Source organism: Streptomyces sp. NPDC003943 (assembly GCF_053605265.1).
This window is the reverse complement of sequence record NZ_JBSGIW010000008.1, coordinates 99,713-114,751: the sequence shown is the minus strand read 5'-3', so window position 1 is coordinate 114,751 and position 15,039 is coordinate 99,713. Positions and strand designations below refer to the sequence as shown.

The 15,039-nt window shown below is 73.4% G+C and carries 15 protein-coding genes; 9 read left to right on the top strand and 6 right to left on the bottom strand.

Features of this window, described 5'->3' with window-relative positions:
- Positions 1 to 27 precede the first annotated feature (27 nt).
- From ACWEV0_RS05725 to ACWEV0_RS05715, 3 genes are all read left to right on the top strand, one after another.
- Positions 28 to 678: a TetR/AcrR family transcriptional regulator gene (locus ACWEV0_RS05725; RefSeq protein WP_453146770.1), complete on the top strand. Its 651-nt coding sequence runs from the start codon at positions 28 to 30 to the stop codon at positions 676 to 678.
- 112 nt (positions 679 to 790) lie between these two features.
- Complete coding sequence (gene mmpB / locus ACWEV0_RS05720) at positions 791 to 916, top strand: morphogenic membrane protein MmpB (RefSeq protein WP_453146769.1); 126 nt, start codon at positions 791 to 793, stop codon at positions 914 to 916.
- A 45-nt stretch (positions 917 to 961) separates the two neighbouring features.
- Positions 962 to 1,567 (top strand): nucleoside triphosphate pyrophosphatase, encoded by a 606-nt coding sequence (locus ACWEV0_RS05715; protein WP_453146767.1) that lies wholly within the window; start codon positions 962 to 964, stop codon positions 1,565 to 1,567.
- 48 nt (positions 1,568 to 1,615) lie between these two features.
- Here the strand turns inward: ACWEV0_RS05715 and ACWEV0_RS05710 are convergent, their stop codons facing one another.
- A complete protein-coding gene (locus ACWEV0_RS05710; protein ID WP_453146765.1) occupies positions 1,616 to 2,044 on the bottom strand; it encodes a hypothetical protein in 429 nt (142 codons plus the stop codon).
- A 384-nt stretch (positions 2,045 to 2,428) separates the two neighbouring features.
- Between ACWEV0_RS05710 and ACWEV0_RS05705 the strand changes: the two genes are divergently transcribed.
- Both ACWEV0_RS05705 and ACWEV0_RS05700 read left to right on the top strand, forming a co-directional pair.
- Positions 2,429 to 4,183: an acetyl/propionyl/methylcrotonyl-CoA carboxylase subunit alpha gene (locus ACWEV0_RS05705; RefSeq protein ID WP_453146764.1), complete on the top strand. Its 1,755-nt coding sequence runs from the start codon at positions 2,429 to 2,431 to the stop codon at positions 4,181 to 4,183.
- A gap of 100 nt (positions 4,184 to 4,283) precedes the next feature.
- Positions 4,284 to 4,829, top strand: a complete 546-nt coding sequence (locus tag ACWEV0_RS05700; protein ID WP_453146762.1) for a TetR/AcrR family transcriptional regulator — start codon at positions 4,284 to 4,286, stop codon at positions 4,827 to 4,829.
- Between the two features lie 83 nt (positions 4,830 to 4,912).
- Here ACWEV0_RS05700 and ACWEV0_RS05695 read toward each other — a convergent pair whose 3' ends face one another.
- The gene (locus ACWEV0_RS05695) at positions 4,913 to 5,842 is read right to left on the bottom strand and encodes a DeoR family transcriptional regulator (protein ID WP_453146804.1); all 930 of its coding nucleotides are present in this window, start codon (positions 5,840 to 5,842) and stop codon (positions 4,913 to 4,915) included.
- Between the two features lie 214 nt (positions 5,843 to 6,056).
- Positions 6,057 to 7,496 carry an NAD(P)H-quinone dehydrogenase gene (locus ACWEV0_RS05690; protein WP_453146760.1) on the bottom strand — a complete coding sequence of 480 codons (1,440 nt, stop codon included), beginning with the start codon at positions 7,494 to 7,496 and terminating at the stop codon, positions 6,057 to 6,059.
- A 207-nt stretch (positions 7,497 to 7,703) separates the two neighbouring features.
- Here ACWEV0_RS05690 and ACWEV0_RS05685 point away from each other — a divergent pair, with 207 nt between their 5' ends.
- From ACWEV0_RS05685 to ACWEV0_RS05670, 4 genes are all read left to right on the top strand, one after another.
- Positions 7,704 to 8,141 (top strand): gamma-glutamylcyclotransferase, encoded by a 438-nt coding sequence (locus tag ACWEV0_RS05685; RefSeq protein WP_403795874.1) that lies wholly within the window; start codon positions 7,704 to 7,706, stop codon positions 8,139 to 8,141.
- A gap of 170 nt (positions 8,142 to 8,311) precedes the next feature.
- Positions 8,312 to 9,115, top strand: coding sequence for a purine-nucleoside phosphorylase (locus ACWEV0_RS05680; RefSeq protein ID WP_403795871.1), 804 nt, complete (start codon positions 8,312 to 8,314; stop codon positions 9,113 to 9,115).
- A gap of 179 nt (positions 9,116 to 9,294) precedes the next feature.
- On the top strand, positions 9,295 to 10,947 hold the full coding sequence (locus ACWEV0_RS05675; protein ID WP_453146758.1) for a phospho-sugar mutase: 1,653 nt from the start codon (positions 9,295 to 9,297) through the stop codon (positions 10,945 to 10,947).
- 136 nt (positions 10,948 to 11,083) lie between these two features.
- A complete protein-coding gene (locus tag ACWEV0_RS05670; RefSeq protein WP_453146756.1) occupies positions 11,084 to 12,241 on the top strand; it encodes a hypothetical protein in 1,158 nt (385 codons plus the stop codon).
- A gap of 19 nt (positions 12,242 to 12,260) precedes the next feature.
- Here ACWEV0_RS05670 and ACWEV0_RS05665 read toward each other — a convergent pair whose 3' ends face one another.
- From ACWEV0_RS05665 to ACWEV0_RS05655, 3 genes are all read right to left on the bottom strand, one after another.
- Entirely contained in the window at positions 12,261 to 12,905 is a 645-nt protein-coding gene (locus tag ACWEV0_RS05665; RefSeq protein ID WP_453146754.1) for a PH domain-containing protein, read from the bottom strand.
- 61 nt (positions 12,906 to 12,966) lie between these two features.
- Complete coding sequence (locus tag ACWEV0_RS05660) at positions 12,967 to 13,587, bottom strand: class F sortase (RefSeq protein WP_453146752.1); 621 nt, start codon at positions 13,585 to 13,587, stop codon at positions 12,967 to 12,969.
- Between the two features lie 162 nt (positions 13,588 to 13,749).
- Complete coding sequence (locus ACWEV0_RS05655) at positions 13,750 to 14,868, bottom strand: hypothetical protein (protein ID WP_453146751.1); 1,119 nt, start codon at positions 14,866 to 14,868, stop codon at positions 13,750 to 13,752.
- Positions 14,869 to 15,039: the final 171 nt, after the last annotated feature.

The window sequence follows — 15,039 nt, the reverse complement described above, 5'->3', positions numbered from 1 at the left end:
CAGACGGTAGCAGAGCCAGAGCCGCTAATGGAACAGGAGACCCGTTTGAGCGAGAGCCTGCCGGCAGAGCCCGGCACCGTGCGCCCCGGCGGCCGTACCGCGAAGGTCCGCAGGGCCGTCCTCGACGCGACCGAGGACGCCCTGGTGACCGCGGGCTTCCACACCCTCAACATGGACCAGATCGCCGCGAGCGCGGGCGTCGGCAAGACCACCGTCTACCGCCGCTGGGGCTCCCCCGTCGGGCTCGTCACCGACCTGCTGCGCGACATGGCCGAGCGCTCGCTGCCCTCCGCCGACACCGGCAGCCTCGCGGGCGACCTCCAGGCCAACGCCGACCTGGTCCACGACTCGCTCACCGACCCCCGGCTCGCCGCCCTCTTCCGCGCCGTGATCGCGGCGGCGGCCTGCGACCCGGTCTGCGCGAGCGCGCTGCGCGGCTTCTACCGCACCCGGCTGGCCGAATGGGCACCCGTCGTGAGCCGCGCGGTGGACCGCGGCGAACTGCCCGCCGACATCGACGCCCTCGAACTCCTCCGGGCCGTCTCGGCGCCGCTCTACTACCGCTTCGCGATCAGCCGGGAGGAGCTGCGGCCGGCCGACGCGGAGCGGTCCGTCGTCGCCGCGCTCGCCGCGGCGGCGGCCGGCGCGTTCGCCCGCACGCGGGACGGACGGGACTAGCCCAAGGGACGGGAACGGGACTGGTCCAAGGGACGGACTAGCCCTTACGCGCAGGGCGCTTGAGTACCCGTACTCAGGCGCCCCGGGCCCTCCGGGCCCCAGGATCGGAGGCATGCTCTGGTCCGACCCCGACGACGAGCCGCCGGAGGAACTCCACGACATGGCGGCGATGCTGCGCCGCGCGGGCGTCGTACTCGCCCTGGCGATGGTGGTCTTAATGTTCATCGCCGGCAGGTGAGGGCTGTTCAGGGCACGCGCCGGACGGGCTCGCTACGCTGCTGCCATGACTGCTGATCGCCGCCGTGTCGTGCTCGCCTCCGCCTCCCCCGCCCGGCTCGGACTGCTCCGGCAGGCCGGCCTCTCCCCCGAGGTGATCGTGAGCGGTGTGGACGAGGACAAGGTGCACGCGCCGACCCCGGCCGACCTGGCCCTCGCCCTCGCCGAGGCCAAGGCCGCCCATGTGGCCGCGCGGCCCGAGGCGATGGGAGCCCTGGTGATCGGCTGCGACTCGGTCCTGGAGCTGGACAAGCAGGCGCTCGGCAAGCCGGCCGACGCGGAGGAGGCCGTCGCGCGCTGGAAGTCGATGCGCGGCCGGGTCGGCATCCTCCAGACGGGCCACTGCGTGTACGACACGACGGCCAAGCGCTACGAGTCGGCCACCGCCTCCACCGTCGTCCGCTTCGGCGAGCCCACGGACGCCGAGATCGCCGCGTACGTGGCGAGCGGCGAACCGCTGCACGTGGCGGGCGCGTTCACGCTCGACGGGCGCTCGGCGCCGTTCATCGACGGCATCGACGGCGACCCGGGCAACGTCATCGGCCTCTCGCTGCCGCTGCTCCGCCGCCTGCTGGCGAAGCTGGACGTCTCGATCACCGACCTCTGGACCTAGGCCGCCCGGAGCTGGGCCGCCTCGGCCTGGGCAGCCTGCACCTGGGGCCTAGGCCGCCTGGGCCGCGGCCGGCTCCGCGTCGGCCGCGGTCTCCCCGTACGCCACCAGCGTGAGCACGATCAGGCCGACGACGACCATCAGGAACGCGAAGGCCGCCCAGCCGAGCAGCCCGACCGCCACGGCGCCGAGCACGCCGTGCACCACCGCGCAGCCGACGAGCAGGACGCGGCCGGGGCGGCCGGGGCGGCGGTCGCGTATCCCGGCGATCAGCGGGACCAGGCCGCAGAACAGCAGCAGGGCGCCGGAGACGAGGCCGAGGCCCCAGGTGCCGCGGTACATCAGCTCGGGGTCGAGCCCGTTGAGGGACATCGACTGGCCCCGCACGAAACGGGCCATGACCGCGTTGATCGCCACGATGCCGGGTGCTTCGAGGAAGAGCACCGCCGCCGTCACGAGCGCTATCGGTCTGCGGGCCACCTCGGCCACCCCCTGATACGGCTGTTACCCCGGGTACGTCTGACATCGCGAAGGCTACTGGCCGGTAAAACCTCGGACAAGGGTTCGCGCCGCGCGGGCGAACTCGGGGACACGCTCCGAGGCATGCGCAAAGAATGGTTGCGCCATTCGTAGGGACTCCACAAAGAAACCCATTTGGCGACTGGTCCCGCGAACAGAGACCTGCGCCACACCTCGGAGCTACTGTGCCGTCAAGAATCCCTGCGTACCGTGGTGCGACAAGGGATTTCACGACCCGAGCAAGCCTGGCATCACGCTCCGTGTGGGCAAGCTCACCACTGGGGACGGGTCGAAAGGCCGTGTCGGCAGTCCCTAAACTCAGCTTGTTTCAAGGAGGGAGCCATCGTGCGCAAGGTGCTCATCGCCAACCGTGGCGAAATCGCTGTCCGCGTCGCCCGGGCCTGCCGGGACGCCGGGATCGCCAGCGTAGCCGTCTACGCCGATCCGGACCGGGACGCTCTGCACGTCCGCGCGGCCGACGAGGCGTTCGCCCTGGGCGGTGACACCCCGGCCACCAGTTACCTGGACATGGCCAAGGTGCTCCAGGCCGCGGCGGACTCCGGTGCCGACGCGATCCACCCGGGTTACGGCTTCCTCTCCGAGAACGCCGACTTCGCCCAGGCCGTGATCGACGCCGGCCTCACCTGGATCGGCCCGCCGCCGCAGGCCATCCGCGACCTCGGTGACAAGGTCGCCGCCCGCCACATCGCGCAGCGCGCCGGCGCCCCGCTGGTCGCCGGCACCCCGGACCCGGTCTCGGGCGCCGACGAGGTCGTCGCCTTCGCCGAGGCCAACGGCCTGCCGATCGCCATCAAGGCCGCCTTCGGTGGCGGTGGCCGCGGTCTGAAGGTCGCCCGCACCCTCGAAGAGGTGCCGGAGCTCTACGACTCCGCCGTCCGCGAGGCCGTCGCCGCCTTCGGCCGCGGCGAGTGCTTCGTCGAGCGCTACCTCGACAAGCCGCGCCACGTCGAGACCCAGTGCCTCGCCGACAAGCACGGCAACGTCGTCGTCGTCTCCACCCGTGACTGCTCGCTGCAGCGCCGGCACCAGAAGCTCGTCGAGGAGGCCCCGGCGCCGTTCCTGACGGACGAGCAGAACGCCGAGCTGTACGCGGCGTCCAAGGCCATCCTCAAGGAGGCCGGCTACGTCGGCGCGGGCACCGTCGAGTTCCTCGTCGGCACCGACGGCACGATCTCCTTCCTGGAGGTCAACACCCGCCTCCAGGTCGAGCACCCGGTCACCGAAGAGGTCACCGGCATCGACCTGGTCCGCGAGATGTTCCGCATCGCCGACGGCGAGGAGCTCGGCTACGGCGACCCGGCCGTCCGCGGTCACTCCTTCGAGTTCCGCATCAACGGCGAGGACCCGGGCCGCAACTTCCTCCCGGCGCCCGGCACCGTCACCGTCTTCGAGCCGCCGACCGGCCCCGGTGTCCGCCTGGACGCGGGCGTCGAGTCCGGCTCGGTCATCGGCCCGGCCTGGGACTCGCTGCTCGCCAAGCTGATCGTCACCGGCGCCACCCGCGAGCAGGCGCTGCAGCGCGCCGCCCGCGCGCTCGCCGAGTTCAAGGTCGAGGGCATGGCCACGGCCATCCCGTTCCACCAGGCCGTCGTGGTCGACCCGGCGTTCACCGCCGACCCGTTCCGCGTCCACACCCGGTGGATCGAGACCGAGTTCGTCAACGAGATCAAGCCGTTCGCCCCGGCGGGCGGCGAGGCCGACGAGGACGAGACCGGCCGCGAGACGATCGTCGTCGAGGTCGGCGGCAAGCGCCTCGAGGTCTCCCTGCCGTCGTCGCTGGGCATGACCCTGGCCCGGACCGGCCTCGCCGCCGGCGCCAAGCCGAAGCGCCGCGCCGCCAAGAAGTCCGGCCCGACGGCTTCCGGCGACACCCTCGCCTCCCCGATGCAGGGCACCATCGTCAAGGTGGCCGTCGAGGAGGGCGCCGAGGTCCAGGAGGGCGACCTGATCGTCGTCCTGGAGGCCATGAAGATGGAGCAGCCGCTCAACGCGCACAAGGCCGGCACCATCAAGGGCCTGTCCGCCGAGGTCGGCGCCTCCATCACGTCCGGCGCCGCGATCTGCGAGATCAAGGACTGATCCCGGCCCCGGTTCCGACCGGGGTACGGTACGAAGGGCCCGCAGGCATCCACCGCCTGCGGGCCCTTCGTGACACCAGAGCCATGCGGAGGAAGTACGGATGCGAGCCGACGCGCGCCGCAACCACGAGCGGCTGCTCGCCGAGGCCCGTGCCGCTTTCGCCGCGCACGGCACCGACGCCTCCCTGGAGGACATCGCGCGCCGCGCCGGGGTCGGCATCGGCACCCTCTACCGGCATTTCCCCAGCCGCGAGGCGCTGCTCGGCGCCGTCTTCCAGGACGCGCTCGCCGCGCTTCTCCGCCGCTCCGCTGAGCTGACGGAGGACCCGGACCCGTGCGCCGCGCTCATGACCTGGCTGCGCACCCTGATCGCCCACGCGAGCGAGTACCGCGGGCTGTCGATCGCGCTCATGTCGGCCTCGCCCGACGGGAGTTCGGCGCTCTCCGCGTGCCGTGGACCGCTGCGCGCGGCCGGCACCCGGCTGCTCGACCGGGCCCGCGCGGCGGGCACGGTGCGCGCGGACGTGCCGATCGGCGACCTGATCCAGCTCACCAACGCGATCGCCCTGGCCGCCGAACGCTCCCCGGAGGACCCGGGGTTGGCGGACCGCCTGCTCGACCTGACGGTACGCGGCCTGAAGCCGTAGCCGCCGGCCCGTACGAGAACCGGGCCTCGCCCCCCGCACGCAGGCCCCGGCCGGTACGCGAACCCCGCCCCGTACGCGATCGGTCAGCGGCGGCGCATGTCCGCGACCCGCGCCGCCCGTTCGGGTGCGAGCATCTCGCCGGGGAGGCCGCCCGGGCCGCCGCGGAACTGGCCGCCGGGCAGTCGGCCGCGCTGGCCGGGCAGCGGGACGTCACGGCGCGGACGGCCGCCGCCCGGTGGGTGCGGCTCGCTCCCGTGCGCGGGGGCGCCGGTGCCGGCCACGGCGATCTGGACGCCCTGGTCGGCGAGGGCCTGGAGCTCGGTGGCGGCGCGCTCGTCGTGGACCGGGGGCTCGTCCGTGACCAGGCGGGTGATCACGTCGGTGGGCACCGTCTGGAACATGGTGTCCGTGCCGAGCTTGGTGTGGTCGGCGAGCACCACGACCTCCGCCGCCGCCTGCACCAGCGCCCGGTCCACGCTCGCGGAGAGCATGTTGGACGTGGACAGGCCGCGCTCGGCGGTCAGCCCGCTGCCCGAGAGGAAGGCCCGGGAGACCCGCAGCCCCTGGAGCGACTGCTCGGCCCCGCTGCCCACGAGCGCGTAGTTGGAACCGCGCAGGGTGCCGCCGGTCATGACGACCTCGACCCGGTTGGCGTGGGCGAGGGCCTGGGCGACGAGCAGCGAGTTGGTGACGACGGTGAGTCCGGGCACCCGGGCGAGCCGGCGGGCCAGCTCCTGCGTGGTGGTGCCCGCGCCGACGACGATGGCCTCGCCTTCCTCGACGAGGGTCGCGGCGACGTCGGCGATGGCCGTCTTCTCGGCCGTCGCGAGATGGGATTTCTGCGGGAAGCCGGACTCGCGGGTGAGTCCGCCCGGCAGTACCGCACCGCCGTGCCGGCGGTCGAGGAGTCCTTCTGCCTCCAGTGCCCGCACGTCACGCCGTACGGTCACTTCTGAGGTCTGGACGACGCGGGCGAGCTCGCGGAGCGACACGGCTCCATTGGCACGCACCATTTCGAGGATCAACTGGCGACGTTCTGCAGCGAACACGAAACCGACAGTAACGTGACCCACGGCACTTTGGGCCGAAATGCAGAAGATGCACACAGACGGGGTCCCCAAGTGGTATGAGGGACCCCGCCGTTGATCGTTCTATGCCCCGGCTTGCCGGGGGTTGTCCGAGTCGGCGAACCGTTCCCGCAGGCCGGGGCGGTCGCCGACGCCGGCCTCAGGCCTCGGCCGCGGTCTTTCGGGTGTGCAACTGCCGTGCCACTTCCGCGATCGAGCCCGACAGGGAGGGGTACACGGTGAAAGCATTTGCGATCTGTTCAACCGTCAGATTGTTGTCGACCGCGATCGAGATCGGGTGGATCAGCTCGCTCGCGCGCGGGGCGACGACACAGCCGCCGACCACGATCCCGGTGCCGGGGCGGCAGAAGATCTTGACGAAGCCGTCCCGGATGCCCTGCATCTTCGCGCGGGGGTTGCGCAGCAGCGGCAGCTTGACGACCCGGGCCTCGATCTTGCCCGCGTCCACGTCGGCCTGGGTGTAGCCGACGGTGGCGATCTCGGGGTCGGTGAAGACGTTGGAGGAGACCGTCTTCAGGTTGAGCGGGGTCACCGCGTCGCCGAGGAAGTGGTACATGGCGATGCGCCCCTGCATGGCCGCCACCGAGGCGAGCGCGAAGACGCCGGTGACGTCACCGGCCGCGTAGACGCCGGGGGCGGTGGTGCGGGACACCTTGTCGGTCCAGATGTGCCCGGAGTCCTTCAGCCGGACGCCGGCCTCCTCCAGGCCCATGCCCGCGGTGTTGGGGATGGCGCCGACCGCCATCAGGCAGTGCGTGCCGGAGATGACCCGGCCGTCGGAGAGGGTGACCTCGACCCGGTCGCCGACCCGCTTGGCGGACTCGGCACGGGAGCGGGCCATGACGTTCATGCCACGGCGCCGGAAGACGTCCTCCAGGACGGCGGCCGCGTCCGGGTCCTCACCCGGCAGCACGCGGTCGCGGCTGGAAACGAGCGTGACGCGGGAGCCGAGGGCCTGGTAGGCGCCGGCGAACTCGGCACCGGTGACACCGGAACCGACCACGATGAGCTCCTCCGGGAGCTCCTTGAGGTCGTAGACCTGGGTCCAGTTCAGGATCCGCTCGCCGTCCGGCTTGGCGTCCGGCAGCTCGCGCGGGTGCCCGCCGGTGGCGATCAGGACGGCGTCCGCGGTCAGCGTCTCCTCGCTGCCGTCGGCGGCCGTGACGACCACCTGGCGCGAGCCGTCGAGCGCCTGCCGCCCGTCGAGGCGACCGCGGCCGCGCAGCACGCGGGCGCCGGCCCGGGTCACGGACGCGGTGATGTCGTGCGACTGGGCGAGCGCGAGCCGCTTCACACGGCGGTTCACCTTGCCCAGGTCCACGCCGACCACGCGGGCGGACTGCTCCAGGGGCGGGGTGTCGTCGGCGACGATGATGCCCAGCTCCTCGTACGAGGAGTCGAAGGTGGTCATCACCTCGGCGGTGGCGATCAGGGTCTTGGAGGGGACGCAGTCGGTCAGGACGGACGCGCCGCCGAGGCCGTCGCAGTCGACGACGGTCACCTCCGCGCCGAGCTGGGCGCCCACGAGGGCCGCCTCGTATCCGCCGGGTCCGCCGCCGATGATCACGATCCGGGTCACTGGGATCTACGCCTCGCGCTCTCGTTCTGCCGGGGGGTCACCCCGCTGGGCTGCAGTGCGTACGCCATTGTCCCGCACGCTTCAAGTGCGTAACCCATTGTCGCGTACGCGCGGCCGGGCCACGCGCCAGGGGGCTCGCGGCCGCCTCCGTCCGGGCCCGTCCCGGACTTCCGCGGCGACCCCGTCCCCTCCCGTACCCTCGACCCCATGTCGCTCTACGCCGCGTACGCCGGCAACCTCGACGCGCGGCTGATGAGCCGCCGCGCACCGCACTCGCCGCTGCGCGGCACCGGCTGGCTGAACGGCTGGCGGCTGACCTTCGGCGGGGAGCAGATGGGCTGGGAGGGAGCGCTCGCCACGATCGTGGAGGCACCGCGCTCCCAGGTCTTCGTCGCGCTGTACGACATCGCGCCGATGGACGAGGACTCGATGGACCGCTGGGAGGGCGTCGGCCTCGACATCTACCGGCGGATGCGGGTGCGCGTGCACACGCTGGACGGCGACGAGCCGACCTGGGTGTACGTGCTGAACGCGTACGAGGGCGGGCTGCCCTCGGCCCGCTACCTGGGCGAGATCGCGGACGCGGCGGAGTCGGCCGGGGCGCCGCACGACTACGTGATGGAGCTGCGCAAGCGCCCCTGCTGAGGCGGAGCGCCGCGGTCCCTTTTCCGCCCTTGTCGGAAACGACAAGACAACGATCGCAGCTCCGTGCGCGCCGTCATCTACGCGCGTAGGAATTCTCGGGCTAGGCTGCTTCGCGAATCGAATCCGTCCGGGGCTCCCCTCGGACCCCCCTCCCCGAGGCGAGAGAGTCAGTGAACGCCACTACCACCCCGTACGAGGCCGCCGAGGCCGCCGCCGCGCGCCTGCGCGAGCTGACCGGTGTCGAGAACCACGACGTCGCCCTGGTCATGGGCTCCGGCTGGGCCCCCGCCGTCGACGCGCTCGGCGCCCCCGAGGCCGAGTTCCCGGTCACCGAGCTGCCCGGCTTCCCGCCGCCGGCCGTCGAGGGCCACGGCGGCAAGATCCGCTCGTACAAGATCGGCGAGAAGCGCGCCCTGGTCTTCCTCGGCCGCACCCACTACTACGAGGGCCGCGGTGTCGCCGCCGTCGCGCACGGCGTCCGCACCGCCGTCGCCGCCGGCTGCAAGACCGTCGTCCTCACCAACGGCTGCGGCGGCCTCCGCGAGGGCATGCGCCCCGGCCAGCCGGTCCTCATCAGCGACCACCTCAACCTGACGGCGGCGTCGCCGATCGAGGGCGCGAACTTCGTCGACCTGACCGACCTGTACTCGCCGCGGCTGCGCGCGCTGTGCAAGGAGGTCGACGAGACGCTGGAGGAGGGCGTGTACGTCCAGTTCCCCGGCCCGCACTACGAGACCCCGGCCGAGATCAACATGGTCCGCGTCCTGGGCGGCGACCTCGTCGGCATGTCCACCGTCCTCGAGGCGATCGCCGCCCGCGAGGCCGGCGCGGAGGTCCTCGGCATCTCCCTGGTCACCAACCTCGCCGCGGGGCTCTCGGGCGAGCCGCTGAACCACGAGGAGGTCCTCCAGGCGGGCCGCGACTCGGCGGCGCGCATGGGCGAGCTGCTCACCCGGGTGCTCGACCGCATCTGACCGCAGGAACCGGGGGCTCCGCCGAAATCCAGCCCCGCCGGCGTCCGAGGCGCGGGGGTCCGGGGGCGGAGCCCCCGGTTACGGGAAGGGGCGGGGTGGGGAAAGGCTCCGCGCAGCGGCACCCGCACCCCCCTTCCCGCCGCCCACCACCACCCGCACCCCCCGAAAGGCACACCACCGTGACGCAGGACGACCTCCTCGCCCGGGCCCAGGCGTGGCTCGCCGAGGACCCCGACCAGGAGACCCGCGACGAACTCGGCGCGCTCCTCGACCGCGGGGACACCGACGAGCTCGCCATCCGCTTCGCCGGCACGCTGCAGTTCGGCACCGCCGGGCTCCGTGGCGAGCTCGGCGCGGGGCCGATGCGGATGAACCGCGCCGTGGTCATCCGCGCCGCCGCGGGCCTCGCCGCGTACCTCAAGGCGAAGGGCCGGACCGGCGGCCTCGTGGTCATCGGCTACGACGCCCGCTACAAGTCCGCCGACTTCGCGCGCGACACCGCCGCCGTGATGACCGGCGCGGGCCTGCGCGCCGCGCTGCTCCCGCGGCCGCTGCCGACGCCCGTCCTGGCGTACGCGATAAGGCATCTGGGTGCCGTCGCGGGCGTCGAGGTGACCGCGAGCCACAACCCGCCGCGGGACAACGGCTACAAGGTGTACCTGGGCGACGGTTCGCAGATCGTGCCGCCCGCGGACGCGGAGATCGCCGCCGAGATCGCCGCGGTGCGCGCGCTGGCCGACGTACCGCGTCCGGACAGCGGCTGGGAGACCCTCGGCGACGAGGTCCTGGAGGCGTACCTGGAGCGGACGGACGCGGTCCTCACGCCCGGCTCGCCCCGTACGGTACGGACCGTCTACACGGCCATGCACGGCGTCGGCAAGGACGTGCTGACGGCGGCGTTCGGCCGGCACGGCTTCCCGCCGCCGGCCCTGGTCGCCGAGCAGGCCGACCCGGACCCGGCGTTCCCGACGGTCGCGTTCCCGAACCCGGAGGAGCCGGGCGCGATGGACCTCGCGTTCGAGGCGGCGCGGGCCGTGGACCCGGACATCGTGATCGCGAACGACCCGGACGCCGACCGCTGCGCGGTGGCCGTGCCGGACGCGTCCGTCGAGGGCGGCTGGCGGATGCTCCGCGGCGACGAGGTGGGCGCGCTGCTCGCCGCGCACCTGGTGCACAAGGGCGCCACCGGCGTCTTCGCCGAGTCGATCGTGTCGTCGTCCCTGCTCGGCCGGATCGCGGAGGCCGCGGGCGTCGGCTACGAGGAGACGCTGACCGGCTTCAAGTGGATCGCCCGCGTCGAGGGCCTGCGGTACGGCTACGAGGAGGCGCTCGGCTACTGCGTCGACCCGGAGGGCGTCCGCGACAAGGACGGCATCACGGCGGCGCTGCTCGTCGCCGAGCTGGCCTCGGAGCTGAAGGAGCGCGACCGCACGCTCACCGACCTGCTCGACGACCTGGCGGTGGCGCACGGTCTGCACGCCACGGACCAGCTGTCGGTGCGCGTCGAGGACCTGACGGTCATCGCGAACGCCATGACCGCGCTGCGCGAGAAGCCCCCGGTGCAGCTGGCCGGCCTGACGGTCGTCTCGGCGGAGGACCTGACGAAGGGCACGGAGTCGCTGCCGCCGACCGACGGTCTGCGCTACCACCTGGAGGGCGCCTACAAGGCCCGGGTGATCGTCCGCCCGTCCGGCACCGAGCCCAAGCTCAAGTGCTACCTGGAGGTCGTGGTCCCGGTCGCCGACGCGAGCGGGCTGGCGACGGCCCGCGCGACGGCCGCCGAGGTCCTCGCCTCGATCAAGAAGGACCTGGCCGAGGCCGCCGGTCTCTGACCGCCCGGACCGCCGGAGGGCCCGTACGGAACCGTTCCCGTACGGGCCCTCCGGCGTTCCCGTACGGGTGAACCGGTTACGGCGGGTGCCGTAACGCGCGTGCCCTCCGCCGCGTGCGCGGGGCCAGGGTGACCCGGTGCTCACCGCGCCGCTCGCACCCGCACCGACCCGGTGCCCGGCCCCACGGCCCGCCGTACCGCTGCTCCGCCGGGCCGCCCCCGCCCTCCTCGGCTATCTGGCGGTACGGACCCTGGGGCTGCTGGTCCTGGCCCACTGGGCGCACCTCAAGGGGCACGGGGTGTGGCCGACGCTCGCGACCTCGTGGGACTCGGGCTGGTACCTGGGGATCGCCGACCACGGCTACGACCAAGGGCTCAGCCACCACAGCAGCCTCGCCTTCTTCCCGCTCTACCCGGCCCTGATCAAGGCCGTCGCGGCCGTGACGCCGGGCTCCCGGGCCTCCGTCGCGCTGGTGATCGCCGGGGTCTGCTCGCTGGGCGCCGCGCTCGGGATCTTCGCGGTCGGCGAGCGGCTGCACGGGCGGCGTACGGGCGCGGTCCTGGTGGTGTTGTGGGGGGCGTCGCCGGTGGCGGTGGTGCAGTGGATGGGCTATACGGAGTCGCTGTTCACGGCGCTGGCGGCGGGGGCGCTGTACGCGGTCCTGGCCGGGCGCTGGGGGTGGGCGGCGGGGCTCGCGGTGGCGGCGGGGCTGACCCGGCCGACGGGGATCGCGGTCGCGGCGGCGGTGTCGGTGGCGGCGCTGCTCGCGGCCCGGCGGGGCGACCGCCCGGCGCTGGTGGCCGGCTTCGCCGCGCCGCTGGGCTGGCTGGGGTTCACGGGCTGGGTGGGGCTGCGTCTCGGCCGCTGGGACGGCTACCTCGCGGTGCAGCGGACCTGGGCGAACGAGTGGGACGGCGGCGTGGTCACCCTGCGCGCGCTGCGCGATCTGCTGGTCTACGCCCGGCATCCGCAGCTGTTCCTGGTCGCGGTGTCGGCCGTCCTGGTCGGCGCCACCGCGCTGTACGTGCTCGCGGTGGCGGACCGGGGGCGGGACCGTCAGCCGGTGCCGCTGCTCGTGTTCACCGGGGTGCTGCTCCTGGTGGTGCTGGGCAGCGGCGGCGTGTACTTCCCGCGCGCCCGCTTCCTCCTGCCGGGTTTTCCGCTGCTGTTGCCGTTGGCCGTGGCGGTGGCCCGGGCGCGGTTCGCGGCGGCGGCCGTGGTGCTGGGCGGGGCGGCGCTGTCGTCGGCGTGGCTGGGCGGCTACATGCTGCTGGTGTGGCCGGGGCCGCCGTGACCGTGCGGACGCAGGCGGGTCAGCCGGTCGCGATGAGGATCACCAGGAGCACGAGCCCGACGACGGCCGGCGCGATCACCTCGTACGCCCAGCGCACCTGCACCTCGCCCGCCGTCTCCGCCCGGCCGCCGAGCCGCTCGCTCATGTCGCGCAGGTCGGCGACGGTCTTGTCGGCGGGCGCGTAGCGGGCCTTGATGTCGGTGACGTCGGCGGTGGCGGAGGTACGGCCGTGCGGGTCGTCCTGCGAGGCGGTGGCCGCCTTGCGCGCGGCCCGCTTGCGCTGCCGCAGCGACACCGGCACCGCCCACAGCTGGTAGCGGCCGCCGTCGTGCGTCATCACCTCGCTGGAGTAGCCGGCCCGCACGTCGGCGACCGTGCCCCAGGGCATGGTGATGGTCCGGAACGGGTTGCGGACGCGCAGCCGGAGCTCGTTCGCGTAGACCGCCGGCCGGATGGTGAAGGCCACGATCAGCGGCACGGTCATGATCAGCACGGCGAGCGTCACCCACGGCGTCCGCCCGGCCCCGCGCACGATCGCGTCGCCGCCGAAGAACGCGACGAGCAGGAGCAGGAAGACCCCGCCGGCGATCCCCGTGGAGGAACGGAAGACACGGTCCTCCTGGTCGGGCTCGGAGGGCTGCGCGGAAGGCGTCGGGCTCGTCATGGGCCCGATTGTGCCTCAGCCGTCCCCGTCCGGCGCAGAGGGCCCGTGCCTGTTCCGGCTGTCAGGCCGTGGCGAGCAGGTCGGCGTAGACGACGATGTTGTCGGGGCGGTGGCCGTCGACGAGGTCGCCGCCGCAGGTGATCAGCCGCAGTTCGGGGCGGCTGGTGTCGCCGTAGACCTTCTTCGTGGGGAACGACTTCTTGCCGACCTGCTCCAGCTCCCGGACCCGGAACACGGCGTCGGTGCCGTCGGCGCGCGTCACGGTGATGCGGTCGCCGACGTGGATCCGGCCGACGTCACGGAGCACGGCGGGGCCCTTCACGGTGTCGTAGTGCCCGATGAGGACCGCGGGTCCGGTCTCGCCGGGCGTGACGCCCTTGTCGTACCAGCCGATCCGGTCGGCCTGGGCGACGGACGGCACCTGGACGGTGCCGTCGGCGTTGAGGCCGAGCTCCAGGACCGGCCCGGTGTCGACGCCGGCGGAGGGCACCCGCACGCGTACGGGCAGGGAGCGCGGCAGCGGCGCGGCGGCGGGCTGCTCGGCAGGCGCGGGCGCGGCGGTCGCGGTGACCCGCGGGGCGGGGACGGCGGACGCGGGTTCCGCGGCGGGCGACGAGCAGCCCGTCAGGACGAGGGCGGCGGTGGCCGCGGCCATGGCGAGGAGGAGGGGGCGGCGGGTCATGGGCTGGCTCCGGGAAAGGGGTGCGGCGGGCCGCCGAGGAGGAGGGCGGCCCGCCGAAGGGGAAGCGGCTCTGCGCGGGGGTGTCCCGGCGGTGCCGGGCGTCGCGAGCCCGGCCTGCTCGGCGGGACACCCCCTCAGGGGTGTGAGCCGCGGGGGGCGGTGTCAGCCGCGGTTGGTGGCCCGGCGGCGCAGGGCGGTCAGGCCCAGGCCGGCGACGACCACGGCGGCGCCCGCGCCGGAGGCGAGGAGGGCCGTGTCGTTGCTCTGCTCGACGCTGCCGAACTCGGCGCCGGCGGCGACCCCGCCCTGCGGGACGACGCTGGTCTGGCCGCCGTGGGTCGGGGCGCTCGTGGCCGGGGTGGTGGGCGTGGTCTTCGTGACGCAGTTCTCGGGGAGCTTCGGGAAGTCGGTCCAGCGGTACGGCGCGGAGTCGCCGCCGTTGGTGTGCTGCCCGTAGCGCGCGGTGAGGGTGTCGGCGTGCACGATCTTCTGGCCGAGACCGGTCGGGCCGGGGTGGGCGCGGTCGACCGTCTCCAGGACCTTGCCCTTCTCGTCCTTGAGGACGGCCTTGGGGCCCTTCTTCGCGTCGTTGGTGAGCGTGACCGTCCAACCCTGGCCGTAGGACGAGGCGATGACCTCGGTGACCGTGCAGCCGTGGACCGTCGGCCCGGAGAGCACGGTGCCGCCGTCCGGCTCCGGGGTGGTGGGCGTGAGGCAGCCCTTGGGAAGCTTCGGGAAGTCGGTCCACTGGTACGGCGCGGAGTCGCCGCCGTTGGTGTGCTGGCCGAGCACCGGAGTGGCGGTGTCCGCGTCCTTGATCTTCACGCCGTTGCCGATGTCCGCGGGGTGCACGCGGTCGACGGTGGTGACGACCTTGCCGTGCTCGTCCTGCAGGACGGCCTTGGGGCCCTGCTTCGCGTCGTTGGTGAGCGTGACCGTCCAGTACGGGAAGACGGAGGCGATCTTCTCCGTGACCGTGCAGCCGTCGACCGTCGGCCCGGAGAGGACGGTGCCGCCCTCCGGGGCGGGCTTCTGGTCGTCCTTCTTCGGTTCGTCCTGCTGCGGCTCGTCCTGCTTCGGCGACACGCCCTGGTTCGGCTCGTTCTGCTGCAGCCCGTCCTGGTTCGGCTCGTTCGGCTGCGGCGCGGTCGGAACGGAGGTGCCGCTGCCGGTGGTGGCGGCCGGGCCGTCCGCCGCGAAGGCGGTGCCGGCGAGAACCGGGGTGACGGCGAGGCCCGCGAAGAGGGCGGTGGCGACGGCGGTGCGAAGGGCGGTGCGCATAACGACTCCCGTGAAGACGGTCAGAGGATGGAAGGAAGAGCCGCATGCCGCTGACATCTCGTCCCGAGTGGGGCCGGTTGAGTTCTGGCTGGCTGCAAGAAGAAACGTTACGGACGGGGGGTACCGGAGCCATCCGGTCCGTGTCACAGGCATGTGACAGGACTCACCCGC

What these genes read in the sequence shown, in the direction of transcription:
- ACWEV0_RS05660 (WP_453146752.1), bottom strand. Translation starts at nt 13,587, where the DNA reads ATGACCCGCCGCCCCCTCCTCCTCGCCATGGCCGCGGCCACCGCCGCC.
- ACWEV0_RS05685 (WP_403795874.1), top strand. Translation starts at nt 7,704, where the DNA reads ATGTCGCTCTACGCCGCGTACGCCGGCAACCTCGACGCGCGGCTGATG.
- ACWEV0_RS05700 (WP_453146762.1), top strand. Translation starts at nt 4,284, where the DNA reads ATGCGAGCCGACGCGCGCCGCAACCACGAGCGGCTGCTCGCCGAGGCC.
- ACWEV0_RS05725 (WP_453146770.1), top strand. Translation starts at nt 28, where the DNA reads ATGGAACAGGAGACCCGTTTGAGCGAGAGCCTGCCGGCAGAGCCCGGC.
- ACWEV0_RS05715 (WP_453146767.1), top strand. Translation starts at nt 962, where the DNA reads ATGACTGCTGATCGCCGCCGTGTCGTGCTCGCCTCCGCCTCCCCCGCC.
- ACWEV0_RS05655 (WP_453146751.1), bottom strand. Translation starts at nt 14,868, where the DNA reads ATGCGCACCGCCCTTCGCACCGCCGTCGCCACCGCCCTCTTCGCGGGC.
- mmpB (WP_453146769.1), top strand. Translation starts at nt 791, where the DNA reads ATGCTCTGGTCCGACCCCGACGACGAGCCGCCGGAGGAACTCCACGAC.
- ACWEV0_RS05665 (WP_453146754.1), bottom strand. Translation starts at nt 12,905, where the DNA reads ATGACGAGCCCGACGCCTTCCGCGCAGCCCTCCGAGCCCGACCAGGAG.
- ACWEV0_RS05695 (WP_453146804.1), bottom strand. Translation starts at nt 5,842, where the DNA reads ATGGTGCGTGCCAATGGAGCCGTGTCGCTCCGCGAGCTCGCCCGCGTC.